Here is a 25,944-nt window from a genome sequence, read left to right as displayed (position 1 = left end):
ATAGTAGCCTTTACTGGTAGTGAGCATGCTGCCAATGACTAATTCACCGGCAGCACTAAAAAATATTGATTTACAAAACAATGAAGTTGCGTAAAAAATGGTGCCGCATTGTACACGTTCTTTGATTAGTTTAAGAGAGATATTTTGGATTTGTTTAAAAAAACATCCAAATTACGCAAAGACGCTTAGTCAATCTTGTCTTTTTCCCTAAGCTCCAACAAATTTACTGTCTATATAAGTCAGTTTATGGGATAAACGTGTCATTAATAAGACTATTTCGCGAGTGCACCTTTTTGTACATAGGGGTGCACTATAATGATCCGTATTGAACCAATATGGTGCGTCTTTGTCTGACAGTAACGATTCCTAACAGTTTATTTTGCCTAGAATAGCGGTTTAACACAATGTTGCTAGATGGCATGATAATCGCTTATGCAAATGCAGTATTATAATTTTTATACCCTTTAATCTTTGATTAATTTTCAGGAGGACACAATGTCAGTAGAAAAGGCTTTAGACCTTATCAAAGAAAGCGATGCGAAATTCATCGACTTACGTTTTACCGATACCAAAGGTAAAGAGCAACACGTATCCATTCCAACTCATCAAGTAAATGATGATTTTTTCGAAGAAGGTAAAATGTTTGACGGTTCGTCCATTGCCGGATGGAAAGGGATCAATGAATCTGACATGGTGTTAATGCCTGATCCAGACACAGCCGTACTTGACCCATTTGCTGAAGAAACTCAAATAAATATCCGCTGCGATATTCTTGAGCCTTCAACTATGCAAGGTTACGAACGTGACCCACGTTCTGTCGCCCGTCGTGCAGAAGAATATTTAAAATCTACAGGTATTGGTGATGAAGTTTACTTCGGCCCAGAGCCTGAATTTTTCTTATTCGATGACGTGAAGTTCCATACTGATATGGCGGGTTCTTTCTACAAGATAGATTCAGCTGAAGCTAAATGGAACTCAGGTGCTGATTTCGAAGGCGGCAACATGGCCCACCGTCCTGGTGTTAAAGGCGGTTATTTCCCAGTTCCTCCTGTTGATTCCGCCCATGATACTCGTGCTGCAATGTGTATGGTCATGGAAGAAATGGGACTAACGGTTGAAGCTCATCACCATGAAGTAGCGACTGCCGGTCAAAACGAAATCGCTTGTCTGTTCAATACATTGGTTAAAAAAGCGGATGAAATTCAGATATATAAGTATGTGGTGCATAATGTGGCACATGCTTATGGTCAAACAGCTACCTTTATGCCTAAGCCACTAGTTGGGGACAACGGCTCTGGTATGCATTGTCACCAATCTATTAGCAAAGATGGCAAAAACGTTTTTGCTGGTGATAAATATGCAGGCATGTCTGAAGAGGCTCTTTTCTACATTGGTGGTATCATCAAGCATGCGCGCGCTATTAACGCCTTTGCAAACGCTTCAACCAACTCTTATAAGCGTTTAGTCCCAGGGTTTGAAGCACCCGTTATGTTGGCTTATTCTGCCCGTAACCGTTCAGCTTCAATTCGTATCCCGCACGTGACAAGCGAGCGTGCCCGCCGTATCGAGGTTCGTTTCCCTGATCCAACTGCCAACCCATACTTAGCCTTTAGTGCTATGTTGATGGCTGGTCTAGATGGGATTAAAAACAAAATTCATCCTGGCGATTCAATGGATAAAGACTTATACGATCTTCCTGCTGAAGAAGCGGCTGAGATCCCAACGGTTGCAAGTTCACTTGAGCAAGCCCTTGATGCACTTGATACCGATAGAGAGTTCTTAACTGCCGGTGGTGTAATGACTGACGATATGATCGATGCTTATATCGATTTGAAACGTGAAGAAGTTACTTTGCTAGCCATGACAACTCATCCGATTGAGTTTGACATGTACTACAGCGTTTAATCGTTAAGTTATAGATTTTCATACAAGCCCGCTTATTGCGGGCTTTTTTTTGTGTGGGAAACGGCTACAATCACAATATGAAAATACTTTTTGTTGTTTCAATTGCGCTAGTTGCAGCCCTGGCTAATGCCGGGACATTATATAAAATCGTTAATTCTGACGGGTCAGTTACCTATACTGATTCGCCCCAAGCTGGTGCCGTGGAAGTTAATATGGAGCACAGTAACAGTGCCGTGATGCCCTCGTTATCAGCAAATAGCAACGCAGCGCAAAAACGTCTAGCTAAAGCACAACCCTCATACCAACTTTCAATCTCTTCGCCGTCCGATCAAGAAACCATTCGCAATAATTTAGGCAAGGTGAGTGTCACGGCAAAAATATCACCAATCGGTAATGGCAAGTTCCAATTGTATTTGGACGGAACACTGGCACAGACGAGTCCAGCCCCTTCATTTCAGTTACAAGATGTTGACCGTGGAGAGCATTCTATTCAGGTCAAATTTGTAAGCCATAAAGGCAAGATCCTTGCATCTTCTCAATCAATTGTTTTCTTTTTGCATCAAGCATCGATTCTGATTAACTCAAACTAGCCAAATTGCTGGGTTAACCCGCTAAAAATGCGAATGTAACAAGATTAAAAAGTTTAATTGCACTAAAGTAGTGCGATGTAACCTTGTAGGTTGAAGTGATTGATTGAAAAACTAGAATATCTACTAGACAGCCTAGCCACTGCGGTTATTGTCATCGACGACAAGTTGAGAATTTGTTACGCAAACTTATCGGCCCAATCGGTGTTAGAGTTAAGTGACAATCAATTAGTTGGCTTTCCGGTTAGTCAATTCATCTCACATGACAGCCTATCCTTAGACCGGCTAGGGGCCGCTTTAAAGAGTCATGAAGGCTTTTCTGACAGCGAAATACTATTAGCTTTTTGTGACGGCCGTCATATTCTTGCCGATGTAACCGTTACCTGTTTCGAGCGTAATAATAGTGAAGGCCTGTCCATTGAAGTTAAGGCTATCGACCAACAAAAGCGTATCAGTCAAGAAAGTCAGCAATGGGCTCAACAACAAGCCGCACGCGAACTGGTACGAGGGTTGGCCCACGAAATTAAGAACCCATTAGGGGGAATTCGTGGCGCCGCGCAATTACTTGAAAAACAACTGCATAGTTTTGAACTAGAGGAATTCACCCAGGTTATCATTGAGCAATCTGATCGCCTAAGCAATTTAGTCGACCGTCTTTTAGGGCCAAACTCACCGCCCAATTTTCAATGGTGCAACATCCATCAAGTTCTCGAAAAAATTCGAACTTTGGTACAACTTGATTCAGCCTACAATATTGAAATACAAAGAGATTACGACCCAAGTATTCCGGATATGAAGATTGATCAAGATATGCTTCAGCAAGCGGTGTTGAATATGGTCCGCAATAGTGTGCAAGTCTTGTCTGAGCAAACTTATCCAGGTGAGATTTTAATTAAAAGCCGGATAAAGCGGCAACTGACCATTCATGGCGTTAAACATCCATTAGTTGCCCAAATCAAAGTAATTGATAACGGACCAGGCATTCCCGAAGAAATAAAGGACACCTTGTTTTACCCCATGGTCACTGGCAAATCAAATGGCACAGGATTAGGACTATCAATCGCGCAAACTCTTATTGATCATCACAGGGGGAAGATTGACGTGGAAAGCTGGCCTGGTCATACCGAATTCAAAATATATTTACCAATAGATAAAAAGGAATCTACTTCATGAGTGCTGAACCAGTTTGGGTCGTGGATGACGACAGTTCAATTCGTTGGGTTTTACAAAAGGCGCTGCAATCGGCACAGATTTCATGTTTTAGTTTCGAGAACCCAGAAGATCTTTTACTGCAGTTGCGCTCTGGACAAACACCCGAAGTAATAGTGTCGGATATTCGAATGCCACAAATGGATGGGATGACTTTACTCAAAGAAGTGCATAAGGACTATCCAGATATTCCGATCATCATCATGACAGCTCATTCTGATTTAGACAGTGCGGTCAACGCCTACCAAAGCGGCGCATTTGAGTACTTACCTAAGCCATTCGATATCGATGAGGCGGTTAGTTTAGTTCAGCGAGCATTGGCTCATTCTCGAGAGAAATCTTCAGTCACTCCGCAACAGCCAGAGCTAAAAGATACCGAAATTATTGGTGAAGCGCCGGCCATGCAGGAAGTTTTCAGGGCAATTGGCCGTTTGTCACGTTCGAGTATTAGTGTGTTGATCAATGGTCAATCAGGCACAGGTAAAGAATTGGTAGCCCAAGCGCTTCACCGTCATAGCCCCCGCAAAAATCAAACTTTTATAGCCTTAAATATGGCCGCTATTCCGGCTGATTTAATTGAATCAGAATTATTTGGCCATGAAAAAGGCGCTTTCACCGGTGCCCAAGCTGCCCGACAAGGACGATTTGAACAGGCAGATGGCGGCACTTTATTTTTGGACGAAATCGGTGATATGCCCCTTGATGTCCAGACTCGTTTATTACGAGTATTAGCCGATGGGCAATTCTATCGTGTTGGTGGACATAATCCAGTCAAAGTCGACGTGCGTATAATCGCCGCCACACACCAAAATTTAGAGCAGCGTGTCGCAGAAGGCAAATTCCGTGAAGATCTCTATCATCGATTAAATGTCATTAAGATTCATATCCCCCAATTAAGTGAACGCCGAGAAGATATCCCCATCCTAGCAAGACACTTTTTACAGCGCGCGGCGAAAGAGTTGGACGTCGAAGCCAAATCTTTAAGTAAAGAAGCAGCCAGTATCCTGATGCATCTGCCTTGGCATGGCAATGTTAGGCAACTGGAAAATATGTGTCGTTGGTTAACGGTAATGGCCAGTGGACAAGAGGTTTTAGTTGACGATTTACCGCCTGAGATTAATGCTCTGCCAACCACAGCTCAAAGTATTAATGCAGAAGGGGATTGGCAAACGCTGTTAGCAACTTGGGCAGATAAACAACTTATGTTGGGCCGCTCGAATATATTGGAGCAAGCGACTCATGATTTTGAAAAAATCATGCTTGAGCGAGCACTGCAGTATACTAATGGGCATAAGCAAGAAGCGGCTAAAAAGCTAGGTTGGGGGCGTAATACACTGACACGAAAACTCAAAGAGCTAGATATGTAGGTGCGAATGCTGGAATGAACTATAGGGCGATAGTTTAGCATTAAATAAAAATACAATGGACAGGCATCTTTTAAGGTAGTGAAAATTGAGGCCTATAATTTTTACTGTAGGCTGATGAAAAGTATAAAAATACAATGGACAGGCATCTTTTAAGGTAGTGAAAATTGAGGCCTATAATTTTTACTGTAGGCTGATGAAAAGTATTAATGCATTCGTAATTTAGGTAAATACCTATGCAATCATCGTTTTCTGGCGAATGAGAGTTATTGAGAAGAATTTAGTGTGGGATTAGGCTTGCCTCTTGTAAAAAGAAACGATTGAAATGAAAAGTGATTTTAGGAGAGACGTTAGCCTAATGAATTCTTTTGCCGACGTTTTCGCTTGTATCGTTTCAAGGTGTCTGATTGCCCAGCAGCCACGCTAAACGTGGTTTCAAACTCTAAAAACATATTTTGCCAAGTGTGTTCATCTAGCCCTAAGCGCTGCAATATGGGCGATTCATAAATATCAATTGCGCCTCGTTTGTTAGGTGCAATACTGCGACCAGATAGGTCAACCAATTTCATATAGTCGATTAAATCGAACATTAACCCTTGCGGTTGTGGCTGCCTAGGGTTGCCGACAAAGGGCATTAACGTAGATGGTTGATAACCTTTCTTAAAATCGTTTATACGGCGTTTCACACTGGTGTGTTTAGATGACTCTGGGGTGGTTGCCATCTTCGCTCGTATAGGGTTTAAATCTACGTACACCATACAAGCTGCCAATGCATGTTCATCTAACAGAGCTTGTGATTTGAATCGTCCTTCCCAGAAGTGACCGGTACAGTTATCTTCTTGATTGGCTTGCCGGGCTATAGGCTCATTCAATTCTCGCATGAACCAACTAATATCGGTTAATCGACTTCGATAAACCGACAAGGTTGAATGGAGTGTAATTTTTTCAGCGTCGGTGAACACTGATGCTTGCTTATTTGCTAGGGTTTGTGAGAGCAAGGTACCCTTGTGAAGCATGTGCCAGCGCTGCGCAATCTCTTTATCCGACCAGAGTTTTGCTTTGTCACAATTAACATGCAATACCACATGGGTATGATTGCTCATGACAGCATAAGCACACACTTCGATTGCAAAGGCTGTAGTCAAGAACAACAACCTGTCTTCTACCCACTGGCGACGATGCTCATAGGTTTTCCCCGTCAGTTCATCTTCCCCACACAAAAAGGCACGTCGAACACAGCGAGATACACAGTGATAGTAAGATGTGTCTGAGAGACTGATTTGGCGCTTCCTTGCCAGTGGCATAATTCACTCCTTGAAACAGAATACTAAAGCATAGCTGATTTGGTATTCTTAGGAGTCTAGTTTGTGGCTGTCCATGTATACTGGTTTGTGGCTGTCCATGTATACTGCAGTGCAGAGAACAGTTATATAGATCACGGCATCAGCAAGCAATTTCAAGCTGATTCAGTTGCACAGTGGCTTTTTAACTCAAAGTGCTGCACAAGGTGGAAGGCGAATAACCGCCTTCAACACAGTGTTCATTGCTACTAAACTGGGGCCGCTACTTAGGCTGCTTTGGTGGGGCCGGACTATCCATTATGCTCGCTGCACCATCTAAGTTAATCTCAGAGGTTTACTTGCCAATCAAGCGCAAAAATTCAGTTCGGGTGGCATTGGATGTTCTAAACGAACCTAACATAACTGAGGTAATCATTGATGAGTTCTGCTTTTGAACACCACGCATCATCATACACATATGTTTACCTTCCATTACCACACCCACACCAGTCGCTCCGGTGACTTCTTGAACTGCATCAGCAATTTGCTTGGTTAACCCTTCTTGGATTTGTAATCGTCTGGCATACATATCTACAATACGTGCGAACTTAGATAGCCCGAGTACCTTTCCATTGGGCAAATAAGCGATGTGACAACGACCAATAAAAGGCAGTACATGATGCTCACACAGTGAGTAATATTCGATATCTTGGATGATAACCATTTCATCGGTATCAGCTTCAAAAATAGCACCATTTACTACATCATGGATATTCTTCTGATATCCATCCGTTAGAAACTGCATGGCTTTTGCAGCACGTTTTGGGGTATCAACTAATCCGCCTCTATTCACATCCTCTCCGAGGATAGTGAGTATTTCTGAGTAGTGCCCCTGCAATTTGTCTGACATATAATCTCGTTCTCTTGGGTGAAACGATCCAATCTAGTGGACCACCAATTTAGGTTAAACAGCGAGATATTATAACATTGAGTCCCGCTTAATAAAAATTTTGTAGCTATAACATCATTAACGTATCTCTCACGCCTGTCGGTATATTTTCTTGTAGAAGTTGCTGCAGAAAAAAGATCCTCTCCACTGTATATCTCAACGATTAGGTAATCTTGGTAACCGGCAGTAAGTGATGGGCACTTAATCACCGAGCTTTATACATCCGATGGGACAAAAGCGATCAGTTAATGAAATTAATTACGATTATCTGGTCATGAGGCAGCTAGTCATTGTACGGACTGTATAAATGCGGAGACGGGTGAGCTAACTTAGAAGTCTTTATAACGTTTTTTCAAGTCCTCACGCATGTTGCATAGGTAAAAATCTAGCTCTTGTTTTGCGCTTTCGTAGGCGGAGTTTAAGGCAATAGAGCCTGGCTCTTGCATAAGTTGCTTAAAAGCCTGGTCGGTTTTATCGAGTAACTTGGTTAGTTCACGGTTGCTGACATCCATATCCTGTTTAAATAAATTCCAATTTGATTATTACACTGACGTAATAGTGGTCAAAAAAACTTCACTTAGCAAATAAATTATACGAATTAAATTTAAATAAATATTCCTTACCAGGTTTTGGTGATCGCAAGGGCAATAACTGCCAACAACAGGAATACCGGCGCCTCATTAATGAAGCGATATACTTTGGTTGGATAGGGGGGATCGTCTCTGGCAAATTTTCGAACTAGTACAAAAAGATAGCCATGGTATACATAAAGACAAAGTACCAATGGAATTTTCACATGTAACCACTTAGATACTAGAAACCATTCCTTGCCGTACATATATATCAAAATCAAACCCAATATCAGGGTTAGCAATGCGAAAGGCGTGACAAAATACCACAGTCGCCGTTCCATGATTTTGAATTGGTCTCGTACTTGTTGATTATCTGTTTGAGAGTGGTAGACAAATAAACGAGGCAGATAAAAAATGCCCGCCATCCAGGCAACCATGAAAAACACATGAAATACTTTGACCCACAAAATAGCCATCTAAATCCTTATTAATAATTTTCTTTGTGTAAATAGCTGCGAAGATTATTCCACGTAATTACACCAATGATACTTGATGGAGATGTTTCATACACATAAACCGCTCCATCTCGATTGGCTTGCAATATTTCATAAGCTTCGGCAAGTGTGGCTTGTGATGAGACCCCTTCCATATCAAAAAATGCCAGCGGCGCGCTATTGTGATTAAGACTTAATTCATATTGTACGAGCGAATATTTAACATCAATCTCAAATGATGAGCGCAATACTACAGGATGAGTTGGCGCGGTTTCTAAAAAGCTCAAAATGTACTTATCGGGTGCATCTACTAGCAATTTGTATTCGCTGTCCATTACCGCCAGTACCCCTATTTTCTGCAGTGTTTCTCGAATAGGTGAAATGGTATAAGACAGTTTTTGATATTCCAATTGACGGATGAATATAGAGCGATTACCCAGAAATTGAGTTGAAGTAACATAGGCTGGCACAATAACCAACATGGCTGGCAATATGACCGACGGATTATGGGCTAGCTCCATCACCGACGATAACGCTGCTAAGGGTGCATGCAAGACGGCGGTCAGCAATCCTGCAATACCCAGTAGTGCGAAATTGTTGGTGTAATCGACGGAATCGGCGATGGCGTATCCCAGGGGGATCGCCAACACCGCACCACTGAGCATACCAATTACATAGACTGGACCTATCACGCCCCCGGGCACGCCTAAGCCAATAGCAACTAAAGCTAAAATGAATTTTGCTATCAAAATGGCAAATAAAATCGCTAGGCTTTCGCCACTAATTATCGAATGGGTGACATCTAATCCAGCACTCAAAGATTCAGGTAAAAAATAGCCAAATACCGAGGTTATCAGCGCGGCAATCAAAATCCGCCAAACCATTTTCAATGGACGAAATAGCTTGATGACGTTCATTAATTGATTGTTAAACAAGGTGGCGATAAAACCTAAAATAATGCCAAACAAGATTAGGTAGGGGTAGTACCACTGGCTTATATCTTGGAAAGTTAAAAATGATAGCTCATGTACTTGACCAAACACCGCTCGCGTCATTAACGACCCACATGCGGCTGCCAGCATGACGGGAATAAAGATATGAATACGATATTCCCGCAACACCACTTCCATGACAAAGATCACTGCTGCAAATGGGGTGTTGAACGAGGCTGATATACCCGCGGCAATGCCGCAGCCAGATAGAATACGAATACTGTTGTACGGTAGTTTTAACCCATGCCCGATAAAGCTACTGCCTGCAGCGCCTAAATGCACAGATGGCCCTTCACGACCCACTACAAAGCCAGATGCTAAGGCAACCATTCCGCCAAAAAATTGATTGATGGTAGTGCGAAATGGAATGTGTCCGTAACGCTGCTTAAGGCGATGAATAACAAAAGGAATACCTAAACGGTAATGCTTAAACCCAGTTAGAAAGGCAAACAGGATAATTAATAATCCGCCACCAAGGGGCAGCAAAAGACGCGTTAGCGGTTGCAGGGTGTTAAACTGATTGAGCTCCTCAAGAAATGATAGTTGTAACCATTCAACACATAACCTAAAAATAATGATCAGCGAAGCGGCACTCATGCCACCAGCTATGCCAAGAATACATAACTGTAAGGACGTGCGAGGATTCGCTAATTCTTGTCTAAAAGATTTTAATGTCATTTTCTGTTGGGTATAAACTATCAGTGAGTGATAATAGCAAATAAAGATTAAGGTAATAACACTACCCAGTTTGGTAGCTTACCACAAGTGCTTGTAAATCATGGTGAAAACTATTTAAGGAAACCCCCTAGGTGATACCCGAAGATATTCGCAAAACTTGGAGTGCATTTAAGTTTTATACTCTGCTATTAATAGTGATTGCAGTGGTAGCTTACCTTGCATTTCACTATGGCAATACCCATTACACACAGCAGCAGCAGAAAATTAATACCTTAGGGCAAACTGTGCAGAATCTGTCGGCTGACAATCAACGCTTAACCACTCAACTGAACATTCTGGGAGTTGAGATAGAGGTGCAACGATTAGCGGCGCAGAAATCTCAGGAAACCATTACGAATGGGTTGAATAGAGAAGCGCAACTTAGACAAGAGCTATTGTTTTATCAGCGAGTCATGGCGCCGGAGTTACAGCAAGAAGGCTTTATAATTGAAGCCTTTGAACTGAAAAAATCGTTAAGTGATAACGCTTACCGATTTGAACTGGTGTTGATGCAGCAAGAAAAAATTAAAAATTTGGTCAAAGGCACTATCGAAGTGACAATTGTCGGCAGTGAAAATGGCAAGCCGCAACAATACAATTTAGCTGACTTATTAACGCATAGCTCTGTTGGACTAAATTTCAGCTTTAAGTATTTTCAGATATTAGAAGGAGAATTAATTGTTCCTAAAAGCTTTTCACCGGAAAAAGTACAGGTTAAGGCACAGGTTTATCAATTTAAACGCAAACGTGGTGAATTAGAAAAATCCTTCGACTGGAATATAGATCAATTGCCATTGAGCGAAGTTAGTACAGAATAGTTGATTAGATTACTCAGGTATTAGATAATTGCCGTCATAAGGGTAATTGCCCATGATAGTTTATTGTAGAGGTGGAATATGTCGGTAGAAACAGCGGTACCAATCGAATTTTCGGAAGCCGCATCCGTTAAAGTACGGACATTAATTGAAGAAGAAGAAAATCCGAATTTAAAATTGCGGGTATATGTTACCGGTGGCGGTTGTTCAGGTTTTCAGTATGGCTTTACATTCGATGAAAAGGTCAATGATGGGGACACCACCATTGACAAGAACGAAGTGACGCTAGTGGTTGACCCCATGAGTTTACAGTATCTTGTCGGTGGCACAGTTGACTACACTGAGGGGCTGGAAGGTTCGCGCTTCTTGGTTAACAATCCAAATGCAACCACTACTTGTGGGTGTGGTTCTTCTTTTAGCGTGTAGAGCGCAATTCGTATTAAAAAAGCCGGCAATTGCCGGCTTTTTTGTAAGTGCAAAACTATCTCGTTTAGTTAGAAACACCTGTTCACATTTGAGTTGATATTTTGTAAGGCGTTGGTGCTGAAAACATAGTACATTTGAGCATCAATCTAAGGGGTGAACATGTCTAATTTTATAGTCAAAATGCGTCAACAACCCGCGTGGATAGCGCTATTTATCTTTGTCGCATTATGCCTTTGGGTCGCATCAGGTCATCTAACCGCGCAACAAGCTGAAGACAAGTCTAAACATTCTGCAATTCAGTTGACGAAAGTCAAAGTCGAAACCTTCAACGCTGAAATGGTCAGTCGGGAAATCAATTTATATGGGCGAACCGAGCCGGATCGGATTACGAGCCTGCGTTCAGAGGTGCAAGGGCAAGTCACCGCAGTATTTGTAAATGAAGGTCAGCAGGTCAAGCAAGGCCAAAAAATACTGAGTTTGGATGCCAATGACTTGAGCGCCAAAATTCGCTCTGCTAAAGCGATACTCAAACAACGGCAGATTGAATTAACTGCCGCAAAAGCATTAAGCGAGAAGGGATTTCAATCTCAATCTCAGCTAGCTTTAGCCGAGGCGAATGTGGAGTATGCGTTAGCGGAAATCCAAGGGCTAGAGTTAGGCCTGTCTAAAACAAGCATTTTCGCCCCCTTCGATGGGGTATTAAATAAACGCCATGTCGAAATCGGTGACTTGCTCAGAGAAGGAGATGCTGTTGCGACTATAGTTGATTTAGACCCGTTAATAATAAAGGCCGATGTGACCGAGAACTGGATACAAAGCATTAAAACGGGTCAGGTAGCAAAGGGCCGACTCACCACCGGAGAAAATGTTGAGGGTGTTATTCGATATATCTCCAGTGTGTCCAATGTGGGGACTAATACATTTACATTGGAAGTCGCTGTCCCCAATCCAAAGGCGGTGCTGCTGGCTGGCATGAGCACCGAGTTGAGCATACCCTTGGCACAAGAGTGGGCTATCAAAATTACCCCAGCGGTGATGGGGCTTGATGAAGACGGTAGTTTAGGGGTTAAAACTGTAGAGCAGGGTACAGTACGTTTTATCCCCATTGATATTGTCAAAAGTGACAGTGAAGGGGTCTGGTTAAGCGGGTTGGGACAACAAGCTGAGGTGATTACTCGTGGCCAAGGTTTTGTACGTCACGGTGATAAAGTTGAGGCTATCGCTGAGTCGCCCGACAACGAATCGGCCAAGCGCTAAATCCTATGACAAATATAATCTCAGCTTCCTTAGCGCACACCCGTACGGTTTTGATGATTTTTGTGTTGTTGATAGTCTCTGGGGCAATCACTTACTTAACCATTCCCAAAGAATCCAATCCAGATGTGCCTATTCCATTTATCTATGTTTCAATCATACATGACGGCATAGCCCCCGAAGATGCAGAGCGGATGCTGATCAAGCCGATGGAACGAGAACTGCGCTCCATCGACGGTATCAAAGAGATGAAAGCCACTGCCGGGGAAGGTTTTGCGAATATCACTATGGAATTTATTGCGGGTTTCGATTCAAAAGATGCCTTAGCTGACGTCAGGGATAAAGTCACAGTCGCGCGAGCTAAGCTACCAGCGGAGACGGAAGAACCCACTATCCATGAAATTACTATGGCAGGACAGCAAGCTGTGGTTACGGTGGTGCTGGCCGGTCCAGTATCACAGCGGGCTTTGGTGTCAGTAGCTCGAGAATTGCAGAATGCACTTGAAGGACTGCCAGAGATACTTGAAGTTGAAATTGGTGGAGACCGTGAAGATATTGTCGAAATCATAGTTGATCCGCTGTTAATGGAGTCATATCGGCTAGATCAGAATGATATTTTTAACCTACTGTCACGGAACAACCGCTTAGTCCCCGCAGGAACCATGGATACCGGGAAGGGGAGCTTTGCGGTTAAGGTGCCCTCGGTTTTTGAAACGGTAAAAGATGTGATGGAGCAACCGGTTAAAGTAGAAGGTGATCAGGTGATAACCTTTCAAGACGTAGCTGAGGTTCGCCGCTCGTACAAAGATCCCAGCAGTTATGCGCGGCTCAATACCAATCCTTCGCTTTCACTGGAGATTAAAAAACGGCCCGGCGAAAACTTATTATTCACGGTGGAAAAAACCAAAGCCGTCGTTGAAGCTGCCAAGCAATCTCCGTTGTGGCCCAACAGCGTTACGGTAACTTATACCGGTGATCAATCTGTTGATGTGAATATGATGCTCAGTGATTTGCAGAATAATGTCTCAAGTGCTGTGGTGTTGGTGGCCATCGTTATTGTTGCTGTCTTAGGGGTAAGAACCGCTATTTTAGTTGGTGTATCCATCCCCGGTTCATTCCTAACCGGTATCTTACTCATATCTCTGTTTGGTTACACCTTGAATATGGTGGTGCTGTTTTCGCTGATTATGGCGGTTGGGATGCTGGTGGATGGGGCCATAGTGGTGACCGAATATGCCGACCGCTGTATGGGAGAGGGGCAAGACAAAACCACCGCATACCGCAACGCTGCTCACCGCATGGCTTGGCCGATTATTGCGTCTACCGCTACCACTCTTGCAGCTTTTGCTCCCTTGATGTTTTGGCCCGGGATGGTGGGAGAATTTATGAAGTTCCTGCCTTTTACGCTAATTGCGGTTTTATCGGCATCACTTCTAATGGCATTGATTTTCGTGCCTACACTAGGGGCTGTGTTTGGCAAACAAAGGTATATCAGCGAGCAAGATAGGCGTCAATTGATCCAAGCTGAATCTGGTGATATAGGTAGTTTGCAAGGGTTTACTGGCAAATATATACGCTTCTTAGCGGTGGCGATTAAGCACCCACTCAAGAGTCTGCTGGTGGCGGTAATTGTTGGCATTATTTCAATCAGTGGTTACTACGCTTCAGGGCTTGGAATGGAGTTCTTCCCCCATGTCGATAGCACAGGTATTAATGTAACCGTTCGTTCAACGGGTGATTTCTCGATTAATGAAAAAGATGACATTGTCAAAGAAGTCGAAGCACGGCTTATTGACATGCCAGAGATCAAAACCCTTTATGCCCGCTCCGGTGGACGAGATCAGGTGGGTTACCTGCGTTTGAATCTGGTTGATTGGCATTTGCGACCCCACTCAGATGAGGTGCTCAAAGATGTGCAACTAAGGTTAGGCGCTATGCCGGGCTTAGATATTGAAATCACGCCGGACCAAAACGGTCCGCAGGCCGGTAAGGATTTGCAAATTCAAGTATCCTCCAGGTTTCCGGAGTTACTTAATAATGCGGCCTTAAAGTTGCGCCAAGCGCTGGATCAAAATGATAAGTTTACCTCGGTGGGAGACACCGCTTCCAAACCGGGCATCGAATGGCAGCTTAAAGTCGACCGTGCAGATGCCGCTCGCTTTGGCGCAGATGCTGCGCTGGTGGGCAGTACAGTGCAGTTTGTCACCAATGGATTGAAGATTGGCGAATACCGCCCTGATGATGTAGACGATGAGTTGGATATACGGGTTCGTTTTGGTCAGCAAGATAGAAATATTGGAAAACTTGATGAGCTGCGTTTGAAAACCGTAAATGGATTAGTCCCTATCAGCAACTTTGTGGAACGCCTTGCGCAACCTAAAACTGACTTGATTAGACATGTAGATAGTAGGCGCGTACTTACCGTTGAAGCGAATATGGCTACCGGGGAGTTACTTAGTAAAGCCTTGCCAGAATTTATGCAGAAACTGCCTTCTTTGAATATAGACCCCCGTGTAGAGATAGTCGTAAAAGGTCAAAATGAACAACAAGAAGAGTCACAAACCTTCTTGTTGAATGCCTTCATGGTCGCGCTGTTTGTGATGGCGATTATTCTAGTGACGCAATTCAATAGCTTTTATCAAGCTTTTTTGATTTTAAGTGCCGTGCTATTTTCTATCGTGGGTGTTTTTTTAGGATTGCTGATCTTCCAGAAACCCTTTGGTACCATTATGTCTGGTGTGGGGGTGATAGCCTTGGCTGGTATAGTAGTAAATAATAACATTGTGTTAATCGACACCTATAATATTCTGCGCAAAGAGGGTCTCAATGCAACAGAAGCTATTTTACGCACAGGTGCGCAACGGTTAAGGCCAGTGATGTTGACCACAGTGACGACCATTTTAGGCTTGCTGCCCATGGTGATGGAAATCAATATTGACTTTATAGGACGTAATGTTGACGTGGGAGGGCCATCTACCCAATGGTGGTCACAATTAGCTACTGCAGTCGCTGGCGGATTAGCCTTTGCGACCTTGCTTACACTCGTTCTCACCCCTTGTATGTTAGCGCTCAAAGTTACAGCAGACGATTATTGGCTGCGACGAAAAACAGCAGTATAAATTTGTAGAGGAGAATAGCATTGTTGCCCAGCAATAAGCCGGCGTTTTTTTATCTCACCACATTTGGCAAGATCCTTATCCTGTGGTTAGGCCTGCTTGCCAGTGCCAGTGGCCAACATAAAACCATTGAACTACCTACCACACTAATATTAGATGGCCCAAGTGAAACTCCCGAGGCATTGTACGTCCAGCGGGTGCTTGAAACAGCCTATGCGCAAATTGGTTATACTGTAACTTATGGGAACGTACCCCTTGCACGAAGTTACATAGAGGCCAATGCAGGTCGTCTGGACGGCCTGCGTGCAAGGGTTGACGGCGCAGTAGAAAATTACAGCAACCTAATGAAGGTGCCATTTGAGATATTAAATTTTGAAATGGTACTGATCGCAAATCGCAGTAAATGTGGAGCATGTTCATTATCAAATATCGGTAAAGTAGCCGTAGCGCGAGGTTTCAAAGCATTTGAGGATTATCGACAAAGTCAGCGTTTTCCCATCGACGTTCTTTATCTCACCACGCCGGAACAAGCCTTTAATTTATTGATCAGCGGAAAAGTAAATGGCGTAATAATGAGCACCACCAATTTACCGAAAGCTTATGACTCGTTAGATCAAAATTGGATTAAAACCACCTTGAGTACACTCCCAGACTTTCACTATTTGCATAAAAAGCGTCGCACTTTGATCCCCCAACTGCTTGGTGTACTAAAGCAAATGGATGCATCTGGGCAATTATTGCAGTTACAACAAAAATACCAAGTCAATTCACCGTCGCTCCAAAGGGAAACGCCAGAATTTGGCACTATAGGTTTGGTGACTGACAGTTGGGGAGGATACACCGATACCCCTGAATCCACTTACATTAAAGCAGTGCGACAAGTCTACTCAACAACGGCGCAGGGAGTGACAACTAAACGGGTTAATTGGAAAAGAGCAAAGCAGCTTTTCTACGATCAAAAGGCTGATATATTGGTCGGCGCTTATGCATTCGAAGAAGGCGAAAATGGGCGCCGTTCAGATATCCATATTGACTATGAATACCCTGTGATTGCCTTTGCCAAGCAACCCCAAAGATTGGCAAAATTACTCGCCGGAGACGGCACTGGTACTGCGTGTTATTTATTGGGCTATGGTCTGGATTCAGTTTTGCCCGATAATATTATCAGCTATGAAGTTGGGCAACCGGCTGATTGTCTGCGCTTGCTTGAAAATGACCGAATCGATATGATTTTGAACTACGAAGTTGACTTGCCTGCGCAACTTGTTCAGCAATACGCTAAGCAGCAGGTTCTTGATGCTCAACCATTGTTCGTTGTATTTCACAATACACCTAGGGGGCAAGCACTCAAATCTGTGTTTGAAACAGGTTTCCGAAAGTTGATTAACTCTGGCCAGCTACGGACCTATTTTCCCAGCAATAATGAGTATGATAACGCAAATTTTGAGATATCGACCGCCGAACAAATAACCAATAAAAAATAAGTTGGAAATAGCGTTAGCCTTGCAAATTTTGCTAGATAATCTAAAAACTAAATAGCATAGAGTGAATACACCGGTTCAGTAATATGGAATTTAAAATGATAAAACTTTACGGCTCAACAACTTCTCCATTTGTGCGTCGCCTCAGAATGTGGATGGCAAATATGGACCACGAGTTCATAAATTTGCAAATTTTTACTGGTAAAGATAGAGAAACGTTAGCCAATCGCAATCCCACCTTAAAAATACCTATGATTGAATGCGAGGGCGACGTTATTTTCGACTCGCGGGTTATCTATCGTTATTTGACTGAAAAGTTTGACTACCCAAAGCCCAGTTGGGAGCAGGAAAATCAGTTAACCCTGATTGATGCTGCGACCGATTCGCTGGTACAGATGTTATTGTTGGATCGCTCTGAAATCGACACTTCTGAAGATAAAATGTACTTCAAATTACAGCGTGAAAGGGTTAATTCAACCCTGAGTCATTTGAACATGTTGGTCGACACAGGAAGCTTCAGTGATTGGAATTACCCGGCTATTTGCTTATTTAGCTTAATTGATTGGATTGAATTTCGTCGACTTCATGACTTAAATGATTTGGCAGGTCTGCTTAGTTTCCATGAAGATAATGCACAAAGGATTGAAGTGACGGCTACCGATCCAAGAAAAGGCTAATAAGGATTATGACAGCAAGTTAGCCTCAAAATTAAACAAGGATCTGCATAACAGATCCTTGTTTACACGACCGTGCGTTAGTGGTCGTTTTTCAGACTTCCACTTTGCTTAAAAGCGGTATTGCGCACCGACAGAAAAAGTACGGGACTTATTAGGTCTTGCCCCGTAAGGTTGACGTCCAAGAATATCTTGTTCGTCAGTTAAGTTCTCAACACGAGCAATCAGCCGAAGGGCGTCATTTACCGAGTAAGAACCTGATAAATCGATAGTGAAATTACTATCTGTTTTTTCAAACTCAGCGCAAGAACCACGGCTGCAGACTTCATCTAGGTATACACCATTCAAGTAAGCGTTCCAATTATTGCCTTCCAGACCAATGGAAATCTGACCTTGGTTTTCAGCAATATATGGAATGGGATCACCGGCGCTAACATCACCGAAAAATTCAGTATCGGCAATATCAGTATCAAATTCGCTATCTATGAAGGTATAGGTGATGTTAAGCGGTACAGCAATACCATTAAATTCAGCCAACTGAGTTTGCAACACAAATTCGACTCCCTGAACGGTTGCCGCATCGCCATTGAAGGCATCGCCTATTTCGCAATTACTACCAGATGACGAAGTGCATTCGCCGATAATATTTTTGTAGTCGCTCAAGAAGTAAATGACTTCAGCATTTAGACCGTTGTTTGCGTACCTGAAACCAAATTCATAATTGACCGCTTCTTCCTCTTTCGCACCAGGTGAATTGCTCGGTGCGGTAAAACCTTTATGCACACCTGCAACTAGAGTGGTGGTTTCGCTGATTTTATAAAGCGCGCCAATGCCAGGTAAAACTACATTGGTTTTATTCTCACGATCATCACGGAAAACCCGCTGCGCGCCATCAGTGTAACGAGTTCGTTTCTGATCAATATCTTCAAATCTGACCCCAGGGGTGAATGTCCAGTCGCCTAACTCAATGCGGTCATAAATGTGTACTGCCATGGCTTGGGCTTCTTGCACGCGATTTCCGGCATTACCGAGGATCCCGAGGTCGTTCAATACCAAGCTACCATTTAACTGTTGATAATTGCTATTGCGCTGCAAACGGTCTTCTTCGTCTTCATGGAAGCGCACTCCCACTTCTACATTATGTTTTGTATCACCGACTTGCGTTTTCCATTGCATTCCAAACTGAATGCCACGAGAAAAGTATTCTCTGGCGTTTGAACGCAGTTGGATACTGCCTTCTGGTGTATCAACTGTGCCTTCGAGTATACCTTGTAGTTGTGCCACAGAAACGTCGCTGATGGCAGTACCACTATTTACGGCGCTGATCACACTAGACCAACTGGTGCCAGCGAATGACTCGGCATTATCACTGCCGCTAAAATCAATTGCCTCGGTCTTGAACCAATTTCTTTCATGTTGGTTGTTGTAGACAACAGCTGTAAACGACAAGTCTTTATTCACTTCAAAGCCATAACGAAGGATCATCTGGCTGTGGTCTGTCTCAATGTTATCTAGCTCAGATAAACCGTAGCGTCGGTTCGGGTCTTTACGGAAGTCTGCATCGGTTAGCCCTAAATAACTTTGATTTGATTGTTGATCAGCAAATTGCAATTTTAGTTCAACACTATGGGCTGAACCCTTTGGCGCGTAGGCTAATTTCAAGGTGTAGTCAGTGACATCCAGCCCAGTATCTTTATCGCTTCTATCGATATGCTGAAAACCATCAGATTGCCACTGATGAGCTTCTAGCAGGTAGCCAAAGCCGTTCTCTTGCTTATCACCGAAGGTGCCGTGAATGCGGTAAGTTGCGTCTTCACCGACTTCAGCGGTAATCTGTCCACTTTGAGCATCAGGAATCGGTGTAGATATCATATTCAAGGCCCCACCAATAGTGTAAGGCCCCTGTGTAATGGCTGCGGGTCCTTTTACCACCTCAAAGGCGCTCATTCTTGCCGCAGTTGGAAAGTAATAAGCCGACGGCGCTGAGTAGGGAGCAGGCGCAATAAGTACGTTGTCTTCCAGCAGGGTAATGCGACCACTTCGCTCCGTTGCCACACCGCGAATACTGATATTTGGACGCAGGCCGTAACCGTCTTCAATTTGAATCGATACGCCAGGGACTTGCCGAATGATCCGCTGAATATCTGCATAAGCGAACTTTTCTAAATCAGCTTCGCCGATATACTGTGCCGCTCCAGTTACGCCTTCAGCTTGAGTCTGATTTGCATAAATAGTGACAGTTTCTACTGCTTTTTGTAGCGGCTCTGCGTATGCGTTTAAATTACAAAATGCTAGCGCCACAGCGGCTGATGCTATACTTTTTTTCATCTTAAATAAGACCTTAAAAATTCCGTCAGTGAACCTGAATGTTCTGAATATTTATCTAGGCGCAATTTTACCCATCCTTAATAGCTAATGCAAATCATTATCAATTGGATTGTCAATTAGTATTAGATTGTAAAGTTAACGCACAATTAGAAAAGTTTGGATAGCTATATTTATCGCTGATGTAGCTCAAGTTCCTTGGCAGTCATAGAGTATTGATAAATCACTAGGTAAAATAACCAGAAAATGCGTTGCAACAATTGACCTAATTGCAATAGTTATGCTGTAGTTCACCCATGTGGTTTAATAAGTTGTTTCAATGTTAAATTGGATTTATACGCAATTCTCAATCTCTCCAGAAAGTGTTCTATTGTAAGGTGAATACAGTCCTTGGCTGACAGTGCTGTCGGTGTCCATCGCTATCTTCGCATCATTTATGGGGCTGCAAGTTGCGTCACAGGCATCCCAAAGCACTTCCCACCGACGCAATCAGTTAAGTCTGCTTATCGGCAGTGTCGCACTTGGATGCGGCATTTGGTCGATGCATTTTATCGGGATGTTGGCGTTTGATTTATGTACACCTGTAGAGTATGCACTAGGCTTGACGTTGCTGTCTTTACTGCCAGGTATTGCAGCCTCTTGGGTAGCATTAAATTATATCGTCCACAATCGCAAAGAGCCGCTAACATTATTGGTTGGCGGCGTGTTGGTTGGCGCTGGAATCGGTACTATGCATTACATGGGCATGGCGGCCATGCAAATGGGACCAATACTGCGCTATGACCTTGGCATGTTTTTATTGTCGATTATGGTAGCCGTTGGCTTTGCGGTATTGTCTTTATGGGTGCGTTTTGGTTTAACCAACCTGAAACATCATCCATTTTCCAGCTGGCAAGTAAATGGTATTTCGAGTCTGGTTATGGGCTTGGCCATTTCAGGGATGCATTATACCGGTATGGCCGCTGCGCGATTTGCGCGTCCGCCCGGATTTGAGACCAGTGCTCAAACCGAATTCACCACCTTGTATCTGGCAACCGGCGTATCCATTGCCACTATTACTATTATTGTGCTGGTGATGGGGTTAACCCTTATTTTTAAATACAAGGACATTTCGGCTAAAGCGGCCGAGGGAGAGCGACGTGTGCGGGCGATGATGGATACGTCAATTGATGGCATCATTATCATCAATGCCAGCGGAAAAGTTGTTACCGCCAATAAAGCCACCGAGTCTGTTCTAGGGTGGTCACCAGATGAAATTATGGGTGAAAATGTCAACCTGCTGATGCCTGGTCCTTTGTCAGCAGAGCATGACGGCTTCTTAATGGATTACTTGCTCACCAAAGAAGCAAAAATTATCGGTAAAGGAAGAGAAGTAGAAGCTGTGCATCGAAATGGCAGAATGGTTTCGGTGCGCCTTGTGATAGGGCATTTGAGCATAAATCGGCAGGACTATTTTGTTGGTTTTATTTCCGATATCAGTCAGCGATTAGAAATGGAACAAGCTATCAAGGACAGTGAGTCTAAATTCCGCTCGTTGATCGGTAATATTCCAGGCATAGCCTATCGCTGTGCTACTCAACCCCCATGGCCCATGCTGTTTATCAGTGACGCTGTGGAAGAGATAACCGGCTATCCAGCCAGTGACTTCACCTTACCCCATCCTAAACGCAGTTTTTTAGATCTGATTCACCCTGAGGATCGTGAAAAAGCCATAAATTTAAGCTCCAGCAATAAAGATTTCAATTTGGAATATAGAATCTTTAATCGAGAGGGGCAGACACTGTGGATGATGGAATATGGTCGTCATTATACCGACGAACAAAATGGAGAGGTTTGGTTAGATGGTTTTATCATGGATATTACTGCAAGAAGAGCAATGGAAGAGGAGCTAAGGCTTGCAAAGGATACCGCAGAGCAGGCAGCTTCTGCACGGGCCGCGTTTTTAGCCAATATGAGTCATGAAATCAGAACGCCAATGAATGCTATCATCGGTTTTAGCGATATTTTGTTAGAAAGTCATATGGATGAAGAGCAGTGTCGGCATCTCAATACCATCATTAATTCTGCAAAATCGCTGCTGCATTTACTTAATGATGTGCTTGATAGTGCTAAGTTGGACAAAGGCAAGCTTAATTTGGAGATGCGCGAATTTTCGCTTATTCAAGAAGTCGATGCGGTCATATCAACGCTGTGGATCCAAGCCCGAAAAAAAGGCCTAGATCTTCGCTCTGAGATTCCTGACCAATTGGCTGAAGATTATATCGGCGCGCCAGATAGGATCAGGCAAGTACTAACCAATTTAGTTGGTAATGCGGTCAAGTTTACCCAAAGGGGTTACGTCAAAGTTAAAGTTCGTGCAATTGACTCACAGCATATTGAATTTATCATTGAAGATAGTGGTATTGGTATGACGCCAGAACATTTGGATAAAGTGTTTGATGCTTTTACCCAAGCCGATGCATCGATGAGCCGTAAATTCGGAGGTACGGGTTTAGGTACAACGATTAGTAAGCAATTAGTAGAATTGATGGGCGGCAAAATTGAAGTCTCAAGTGAAGTGGACAAAGGGACTGTTTTTCAGTTTGTGTTGCCCCTAGAACGAGCGACCAAGGTAAAGCGCATTGCGGCAAACTTGAGTATTAGTTTACCGCCATTAACTATTTTAGTGGTGGACGATATTCAGCAAAATATAGATTTACTCACCCTCTTACTTCGCCGCAATGGACATAAGGTCATCACCGCTAGGGATGGACAGCAAGCGTTAATTCGCATGGCGGCAAAAGAGCCCATAGATATTGTGTTGATGGATATTCAGATGCCAATTATGGATGGTCTCAGTGCTACCGTCGAAAGACGTAACTATGAAAAACAGCATGATTTATCGCCTATGCCAATAGTTGCCCTAACAGCCAGTGTACTGCAGGAAGATCGAGCTGCTGCTGAGAATGCTGGCATGCAAGGCTTTGCGAACAAGCCGATTGACTTCAACGTTCTCAACGCTGAAATAGCAAAGGTCATGGGGTTATCGTTGGCAACGCAGCAAAGTTCGGAAAGTGAAACCTCGGTTGAGCTACTTTTAGATGTAGATAAAGGAGTCGAGATTTGGGGAAGTCGCGAAGCTTACTTTCAACAAGTTAAAAACCTTCTCGATGCTCAGCAGGACGCAATGGCAGAAGCGGTAAGAGATTGTCAATCAAGTGATTGGCAAGCACTGAAAGCCTACTCCCATAAAATGAGAGGGGTTTGCGGCAACTTGAGTATCAACTTGCTGGCAAGTCACTTTGAAAAATTAGAAGTACTGGCAGGTGATAACAATGGGCAATGCCGAGTTGTACTAGCAGCCATTAGTGACTGTATTCAAACTGTTTATTCAATTGTTAAACAAAAAACTGGCACGTCAAAATCTTCTGAAGTAGAGGTTGCAATTGATATCAGCAAGCTGACTGATCTGCTGCAAAATATATTGACTTCAGCCGAGCAAAATGAAGTCGATGAAACTATGTTAAGCCAACTCTTAGCCTTCAAAAAAGTGAGTTTGCTGCATCAATTGAAATGATTTATGAAGCGTTAAAAGACTTTGAGTTTGTCCAGGCTCAAACCTACATAAGCGAGCTTCTACAAACAATAAATAATCATCAGCGGGGTGAACAAAATGGGTGAAGCGCAAGCAACGCTATTATTGGTAGATGACGAGCCCGCCAATTTAAGAGTGTTGAAGCAAATATTACAAGACAGCTACAGGTTGATGTTTGCAAAGGGGGGGGAGTGAAGCGCTGCGTTTGGCCAAAGCGCACAGCCCTGACTTGATTTTGCTGGATATCATGATGCCAGATATGACAGGTTTAGAAGCCTGCAAGCGACTTAAAAGTGATCAAACTACAGCAGCAATTCCAATTATATTCGTTACCGCCTTGAGTGATGCAACCGATGAAGCCCAAGGATTTATGGCGGGTGCGGTAGATTATATTAGTAAGCCCGTGTCGGCGGCAGTTGTCAAAGCCCGGGTAAAGACACATTTGTCTTTGGTACAGGCTGACGAACTCCGACGAACAAGGCTACAAGTGATTCAGCGACTTGGTAGAGCGGCTGAATATAAAGATAATGAAACCGGCATGCATGTGGTACGCATGAGTCATTATTCTAAAGTTGTTGCTTTGGCCTATGGTTTTACTGAAACCCAGGCTGATAACTTGTTTCATGCTGCGCCTATGCATGATTTGGGTAAAATAGGTATTCCAGACAATATTATGCTCAAGGCGGGAAAACTCACTGACGAGGAATTTGAGGTGATGAAGAGTCATCCGCAAATTGGCGCTGAAATACTCGGAGAAGATGATTCAGATTTAATTCGCTTAGCAAAAATAGTTGCATTAACCCATCATGAGAAATGGGATGGTAGTGGTTATCCCAGAGGTTTACAAGGAGAGGAAATACCCATAGAAGGTCGTATAGTCGCGCTAGCCGATGTGTTTGACGCTTTGACAAGTATCAGACCATACAAAAAGGCATGGACGGTAGATGAGTCCGTAGCTTACATACGAGCGCAAAGTGGCAAGCACTTTGACCCAAAATTAGTTGAGCTATTTGAGCAGCAACTACTGCAAATACTTGAAATTAAAAGCCGTTGGAAAGACGAATATAACCAGTTTTAATGAAAATTATGAACGAGCACTGAGTGCGTTACTCGCCCGCTAAATTGTCCGCTAGATTTATTCAGAAAAATTCAGCTTGTCACTTGGACTCGTTGGATATGGTTCGGGAGTGGTAAAATTAATTCCCGTAATAATTCCTAATCAATAGTTTATTGGTTAACATATCAAAATTGATTACTGAAGATGTCTAGGTTGATGGTGGCGTTTTCATAAAATAAGGACTTTAAATAATGGATCTAAATGCCACACTTTTCGGCGAATTTATAATGATATTGGCTGTGTTTATGGCCGCTTTTAGTTTCTATTTAGGTAAGCGCAAAACTGAAACTCCAATACTCACGTCCGTTATTGGTTTTTTTACGGCAATAATTCCTCCTGTAGCGATTATCTTTCTAATCGTTTTAGTATTCAAACGGGATATTGAGCCAGTCCAAGCAAAGGGCTAACCAATCAACTTTTAGACAGCCACTCGTGCTAAAACACTCGCAAAGGCGCCTAATTGGAGCGCTTAGCTACGGAGGAGTATGCGCAATTATTTACTGATTTGGCTAACTGTGTTTAGTTGCGTTCTCATACCAGCAACTATGTTTCATCTGATTTATGTGTATTTTTACCATCATTGCGATCCTAAGTTTGGCTGCTTTGCCACTTTAGAATTATTAACCCTAGTAAATGTCATCTATGCTTTATTAGCTTCAATTTCCGCATTGTTCGCTTTCAAAATGGCTGATTATTCAAAGCAGGTTAACTTTCAAAAATCGTTGTTCCTAGGTTTGATTTTCTTCAGCGGTTTAACTGCCCTTATCTCCAGTGCTTTCGGTCTAAAATTAGCTGAAACGTTCGGCATTCCAACGGCAGTTATTGTGTGGTTAGCCTTAACTTTTCTAATCTCGCTATGGATATTAAAAGTGGTCAAGAAACAGAACATGACGGGAGCTTGATATTCAAAAATTAGTGCATCTGAAGTTATCAGGCTAGCAACGGATTCCTTACTAACTAAATTAGAATTTATCTCTGATGAATCCCATTCCATTCATTAGAAGAACACGTGAATATGAGATCGGCAAAATTGAAAACTGCTGGTTTTCAAGGCACAGTAGACATAGACATAAACTGATGGAAGTGCGGGAAA

The 25,944-nt window shown here is 43.1% G+C and carries 19 protein-coding genes and 1 pseudogene; 14 read left to right on the top strand and 6 right to left on the bottom strand.

Annotation, left to right across the window (positions count from 1 at the left end; translation table 11 throughout):
• Positions 1–495: 495 nt before the first annotated feature.
• The 4 genes from glnA (at position 496) to glnG (ending at position 5,068) form a co-directional block, all read left to right on the top strand.
• Positions 496–1,905: a glutamate--ammonia ligase gene (gene glnA / locus QR722_RS16560; RefSeq protein WP_286284055.1), complete on the top strand. Its 1,410-nt coding sequence runs from the start codon at positions 496–498 to the stop codon at positions 1,903–1,905.
• A 77-nt stretch (positions 1,906–1,982) separates the two neighbouring features.
• Positions 1,983–2,495 (top strand): DUF4124 domain-containing protein, encoded by a 513-nt coding sequence (locus QR722_RS16555; RefSeq protein ID WP_286284054.1) that lies wholly within the window; start codon positions 1,983–1,985, stop codon positions 2,493–2,495.
• A gap of 99 nt (positions 2,496–2,594) precedes the next feature.
• A complete protein-coding gene (gene glnL / locus QR722_RS16550; protein ID WP_286284053.1) occupies positions 2,595–3,665 on the top strand; it encodes a nitrogen regulation protein NR(II) in 1,071 nt (356 codons plus the stop codon).
• On the top strand, positions 3,662–5,068 hold the full coding sequence (gene glnG, locus QR722_RS16545; protein ID WP_286284052.1) for a nitrogen regulation protein NR(I): 1,407 nt from the start codon (positions 3,662–3,664) through the stop codon (positions 5,066–5,068). Before glnL ends, glnG begins: the two co-directional genes overlap by 4 nt.
• Before the next feature lie 347 nt (positions 5,069–5,415).
• Here the strand turns inward: glnG and QR722_RS16540 are convergent, their stop codons facing one another.
• The 5 genes from QR722_RS16540 to QR722_RS16520 all read right to left on the bottom strand — a co-directional run bounded on the left by QR722_RS16540 (position 5,416) and on the right by QR722_RS16520 (position 10,030).
• The gene (locus QR722_RS16540; RefSeq protein ID WP_286284051.1) at positions 5,416–6,369 is read right to left on the bottom strand and encodes a transposase; all 954 of its coding nucleotides are present in this window, start codon (positions 6,367–6,369) and stop codon (positions 5,416–5,418) included.
• 331 nt (positions 6,370–6,700) lie between these two features.
• Positions 6,701–7,255, bottom strand: coding sequence for a GTP cyclohydrolase I FolE (folE, locus tag QR722_RS16535; protein WP_286284050.1), 555 nt, complete (start codon positions 7,253–7,255; stop codon positions 6,701–6,703).
• 368 nt (positions 7,256–7,623) lie between these two features.
• Entirely contained in the window at positions 7,624–7,806 is a 183-nt protein-coding gene (locus QR722_RS16530) for a hypothetical protein (RefSeq protein WP_286284049.1), read from the bottom strand.
• A 107-nt stretch (positions 7,807–7,913) separates the two neighbouring features.
• Entirely contained in the window at positions 7,914–8,342 is a 429-nt protein-coding gene (locus QR722_RS16525; protein WP_286284047.1) for a CopD family protein, read from the bottom strand.
• A gap of 11 nt (positions 8,343–8,353) precedes the next feature.
• On the bottom strand, positions 8,354–10,030 hold the full coding sequence (locus tag QR722_RS16520; protein WP_286284045.1) for a chloride channel protein: 1,677 nt from the start codon (positions 10,028–10,030) through the stop codon (positions 8,354–8,356).
• A gap of 131 nt (positions 10,031–10,161) precedes the next feature.
• Between QR722_RS16520 and QR722_RS16515 the strand changes: the two genes are divergently transcribed.
• The 6 genes from QR722_RS16515 to QR722_RS16490 all read left to right on the top strand — a co-directional run bounded on the left by QR722_RS16515 (position 10,162) and on the right by QR722_RS16490 (position 17,838).
• The gene (locus QR722_RS16515) at positions 10,162–10,887 is read left to right on the top strand and encodes a DUF6776 family protein (RefSeq protein WP_286284044.1); all 726 of its coding nucleotides are present in this window, start codon (positions 10,162–10,164) and stop codon (positions 10,885–10,887) included.
• 78 nt (positions 10,888–10,965) lie between these two features.
• A complete protein-coding gene (gene erpA, locus QR722_RS16510) occupies positions 10,966–11,310 on the top strand; it encodes an iron-sulfur cluster insertion protein ErpA (protein WP_286284043.1) in 345 nt (114 codons plus the stop codon).
• 159 nt (positions 11,311–11,469) lie between these two features.
• Positions 11,470–12,567, top strand: coding sequence for an efflux RND transporter periplasmic adaptor subunit (locus tag QR722_RS16505; protein WP_286284041.1), 1,098 nt, complete (start codon positions 11,470–11,472; stop codon positions 12,565–12,567).
• Between the two features lie 5 nt (positions 12,568–12,572).
• Positions 12,573–15,683, top strand: a complete 3,111-nt coding sequence (locus QR722_RS16500; protein ID WP_286284040.1) for an efflux RND transporter permease subunit — start codon at positions 12,573–12,575, stop codon at positions 15,681–15,683.
• Positions 15,684–15,703: 20 nt separating this feature from the next.
• Positions 15,704–17,164: a transporter substrate-binding domain-containing protein gene (locus tag QR722_RS16495; RefSeq protein ID WP_286284039.1), complete on the top strand. Its 1,461-nt coding sequence runs from the start codon at positions 15,704–15,706 to the stop codon at positions 17,162–17,164.
• 95 nt (positions 17,165–17,259) lie between these two features.
• Positions 17,260–17,838 carry a glutathione S-transferase family protein gene (locus QR722_RS16490; RefSeq protein WP_286284038.1) on the top strand — a complete coding sequence of 193 codons (579 nt, stop codon included), beginning with the start codon at positions 17,260–17,262 and terminating at the stop codon, positions 17,836–17,838.
• 108 nt (positions 17,839–17,946) lie between these two features.
• Here the strand turns inward: QR722_RS16490 and QR722_RS16485 are convergent, their stop codons facing one another.
• Complete coding sequence (locus tag QR722_RS16485; RefSeq protein ID WP_286284037.1) at positions 17,947–20,163, bottom strand: TonB-dependent receptor family protein; 2,217 nt, start codon at positions 20,161–20,163, stop codon at positions 17,947–17,949.
• A gap of 406 nt (positions 20,164–20,569) precedes the next feature.
• On the opposite strand from QR722_RS16485, the gene QR722_RS16480 reads away from it, so the two are divergent.
• From QR722_RS16480 to QR722_RS16465, 4 genes and pseudogenes are all read left to right on the top strand, one after another.
• Positions 20,570–23,716, top strand: coding sequence for an MHYT domain-containing protein (locus QR722_RS16480; RefSeq protein ID WP_286284036.1), 3,147 nt, complete (start codon positions 20,570–20,572; stop codon positions 23,714–23,716).
• 96 nt (positions 23,717–23,812) lie between these two features.
• Positions 23,813–24,812 (top strand): annotated as a pseudogene (locus tag QR722_RS16475) (HD domain-containing phosphohydrolase).
• Positions 24,813–25,042: 230 nt separating this feature from the next.
• A complete protein-coding gene (locus QR722_RS16470; protein WP_286284035.1) occupies positions 25,043–25,258 on the top strand; it encodes a hypothetical protein in 216 nt (71 codons plus the stop codon).
• A 78-nt stretch (positions 25,259–25,336) separates the two neighbouring features.
• Positions 25,337–25,753 carry a hypothetical protein gene (locus tag QR722_RS16465; RefSeq protein ID WP_286284034.1) on the top strand — a complete coding sequence of 139 codons (417 nt, stop codon included), beginning with the start codon at positions 25,337–25,339 and terminating at the stop codon, positions 25,751–25,753.
• Positions 25,754–25,944 lie beyond the last annotated feature (191 nt).

Origin of the sequence: Aliiglaciecola sp. LCG003 (assembly GCF_030316135.1) — a bacterium.
GTDB lineage: Bacteria > Pseudomonadota > Gammaproteobacteria > Enterobacterales > Alteromonadaceae > Aliiglaciecola.
Note: the sequence above shows the minus strand (reverse complement) of the source record. Positions and strands in the feature narration are given on the sequence as shown.

What these genes read in the sequence shown, in the direction of transcription:
- glnA (WP_286284055.1), top strand. Translation starts at nt 496, where the DNA reads ATGTCAGTAGAAAAGGCTTTAGACCTTATCAAAGAAAGCGATGCGAAA.
- QR722_RS16555 (WP_286284054.1), top strand. Translation starts at nt 1,983, where the DNA reads ATGAAAATACTTTTTGTTGTTTCAATTGCGCTAGTTGCAGCCCTGGCT.
- glnG (WP_286284052.1), top strand. Translation starts at nt 3,662, where the DNA reads ATGAGTGCTGAACCAGTTTGGGTCGTGGATGACGACAGTTCAATTCGT.
- QR722_RS16540 (WP_286284051.1), bottom strand. Translation starts at nt 6,369, where the DNA reads ATGCCACTGGCAAGGAAGCGCCAAATCAGTCTCTCAGACACATCTTAC.
- folE (WP_286284050.1), bottom strand. Translation starts at nt 7,255, where the DNA reads ATGTCAGACAAATTGCAGGGGCACTACTCAGAAATACTCACTATCCTC.
- QR722_RS16530 (WP_286284049.1), bottom strand. Translation starts at nt 7,806, where the DNA reads ATGGATGTCAGCAACCGTGAACTAACCAAGTTACTCGATAAAACCGAC.
- QR722_RS16525 (WP_286284047.1), bottom strand. Translation starts at nt 8,342, where the DNA reads ATGGCTATTTTGTGGGTCAAAGTATTTCATGTGTTTTTCATGGTTGCC.
- QR722_RS16520 (WP_286284045.1), bottom strand. Translation starts at nt 10,030, where the DNA reads ATGACATTAAAATCTTTTAGACAAGAATTAGCGAATCCTCGCACGTCC.
- erpA (WP_286284043.1), top strand. Translation starts at nt 10,966, where the DNA reads ATGTCGGTAGAAACAGCGGTACCAATCGAATTTTCGGAAGCCGCATCC.
- QR722_RS16505 (WP_286284041.1), top strand. Translation starts at nt 11,470, where the DNA reads ATGTCTAATTTTATAGTCAAAATGCGTCAACAACCCGCGTGGATAGCG.
- QR722_RS16500 (WP_286284040.1), top strand. Translation starts at nt 12,573, where the DNA reads ATGACAAATATAATCTCAGCTTCCTTAGCGCACACCCGTACGGTTTTG.
- QR722_RS16490 (WP_286284038.1), top strand. Translation starts at nt 17,260, where the DNA reads ATGATAAAACTTTACGGCTCAACAACTTCTCCATTTGTGCGTCGCCTC.
- QR722_RS16485 (WP_286284037.1), bottom strand. Translation starts at nt 20,163, where the DNA reads ATGAAAAAAAGTATAGCATCAGCCGCTGTGGCGCTAGCATTTTGTAAT.
- QR722_RS16470 (WP_286284035.1), top strand. Translation starts at nt 25,043, where the DNA reads ATGGATCTAAATGCCACACTTTTCGGCGAATTTATAATGATATTGGCT.
- QR722_RS16465 (WP_286284034.1), top strand. Translation starts at nt 25,337, where the DNA reads ATGCGCAATTATTTACTGATTTGGCTAACTGTGTTTAGTTGCGTTCTC.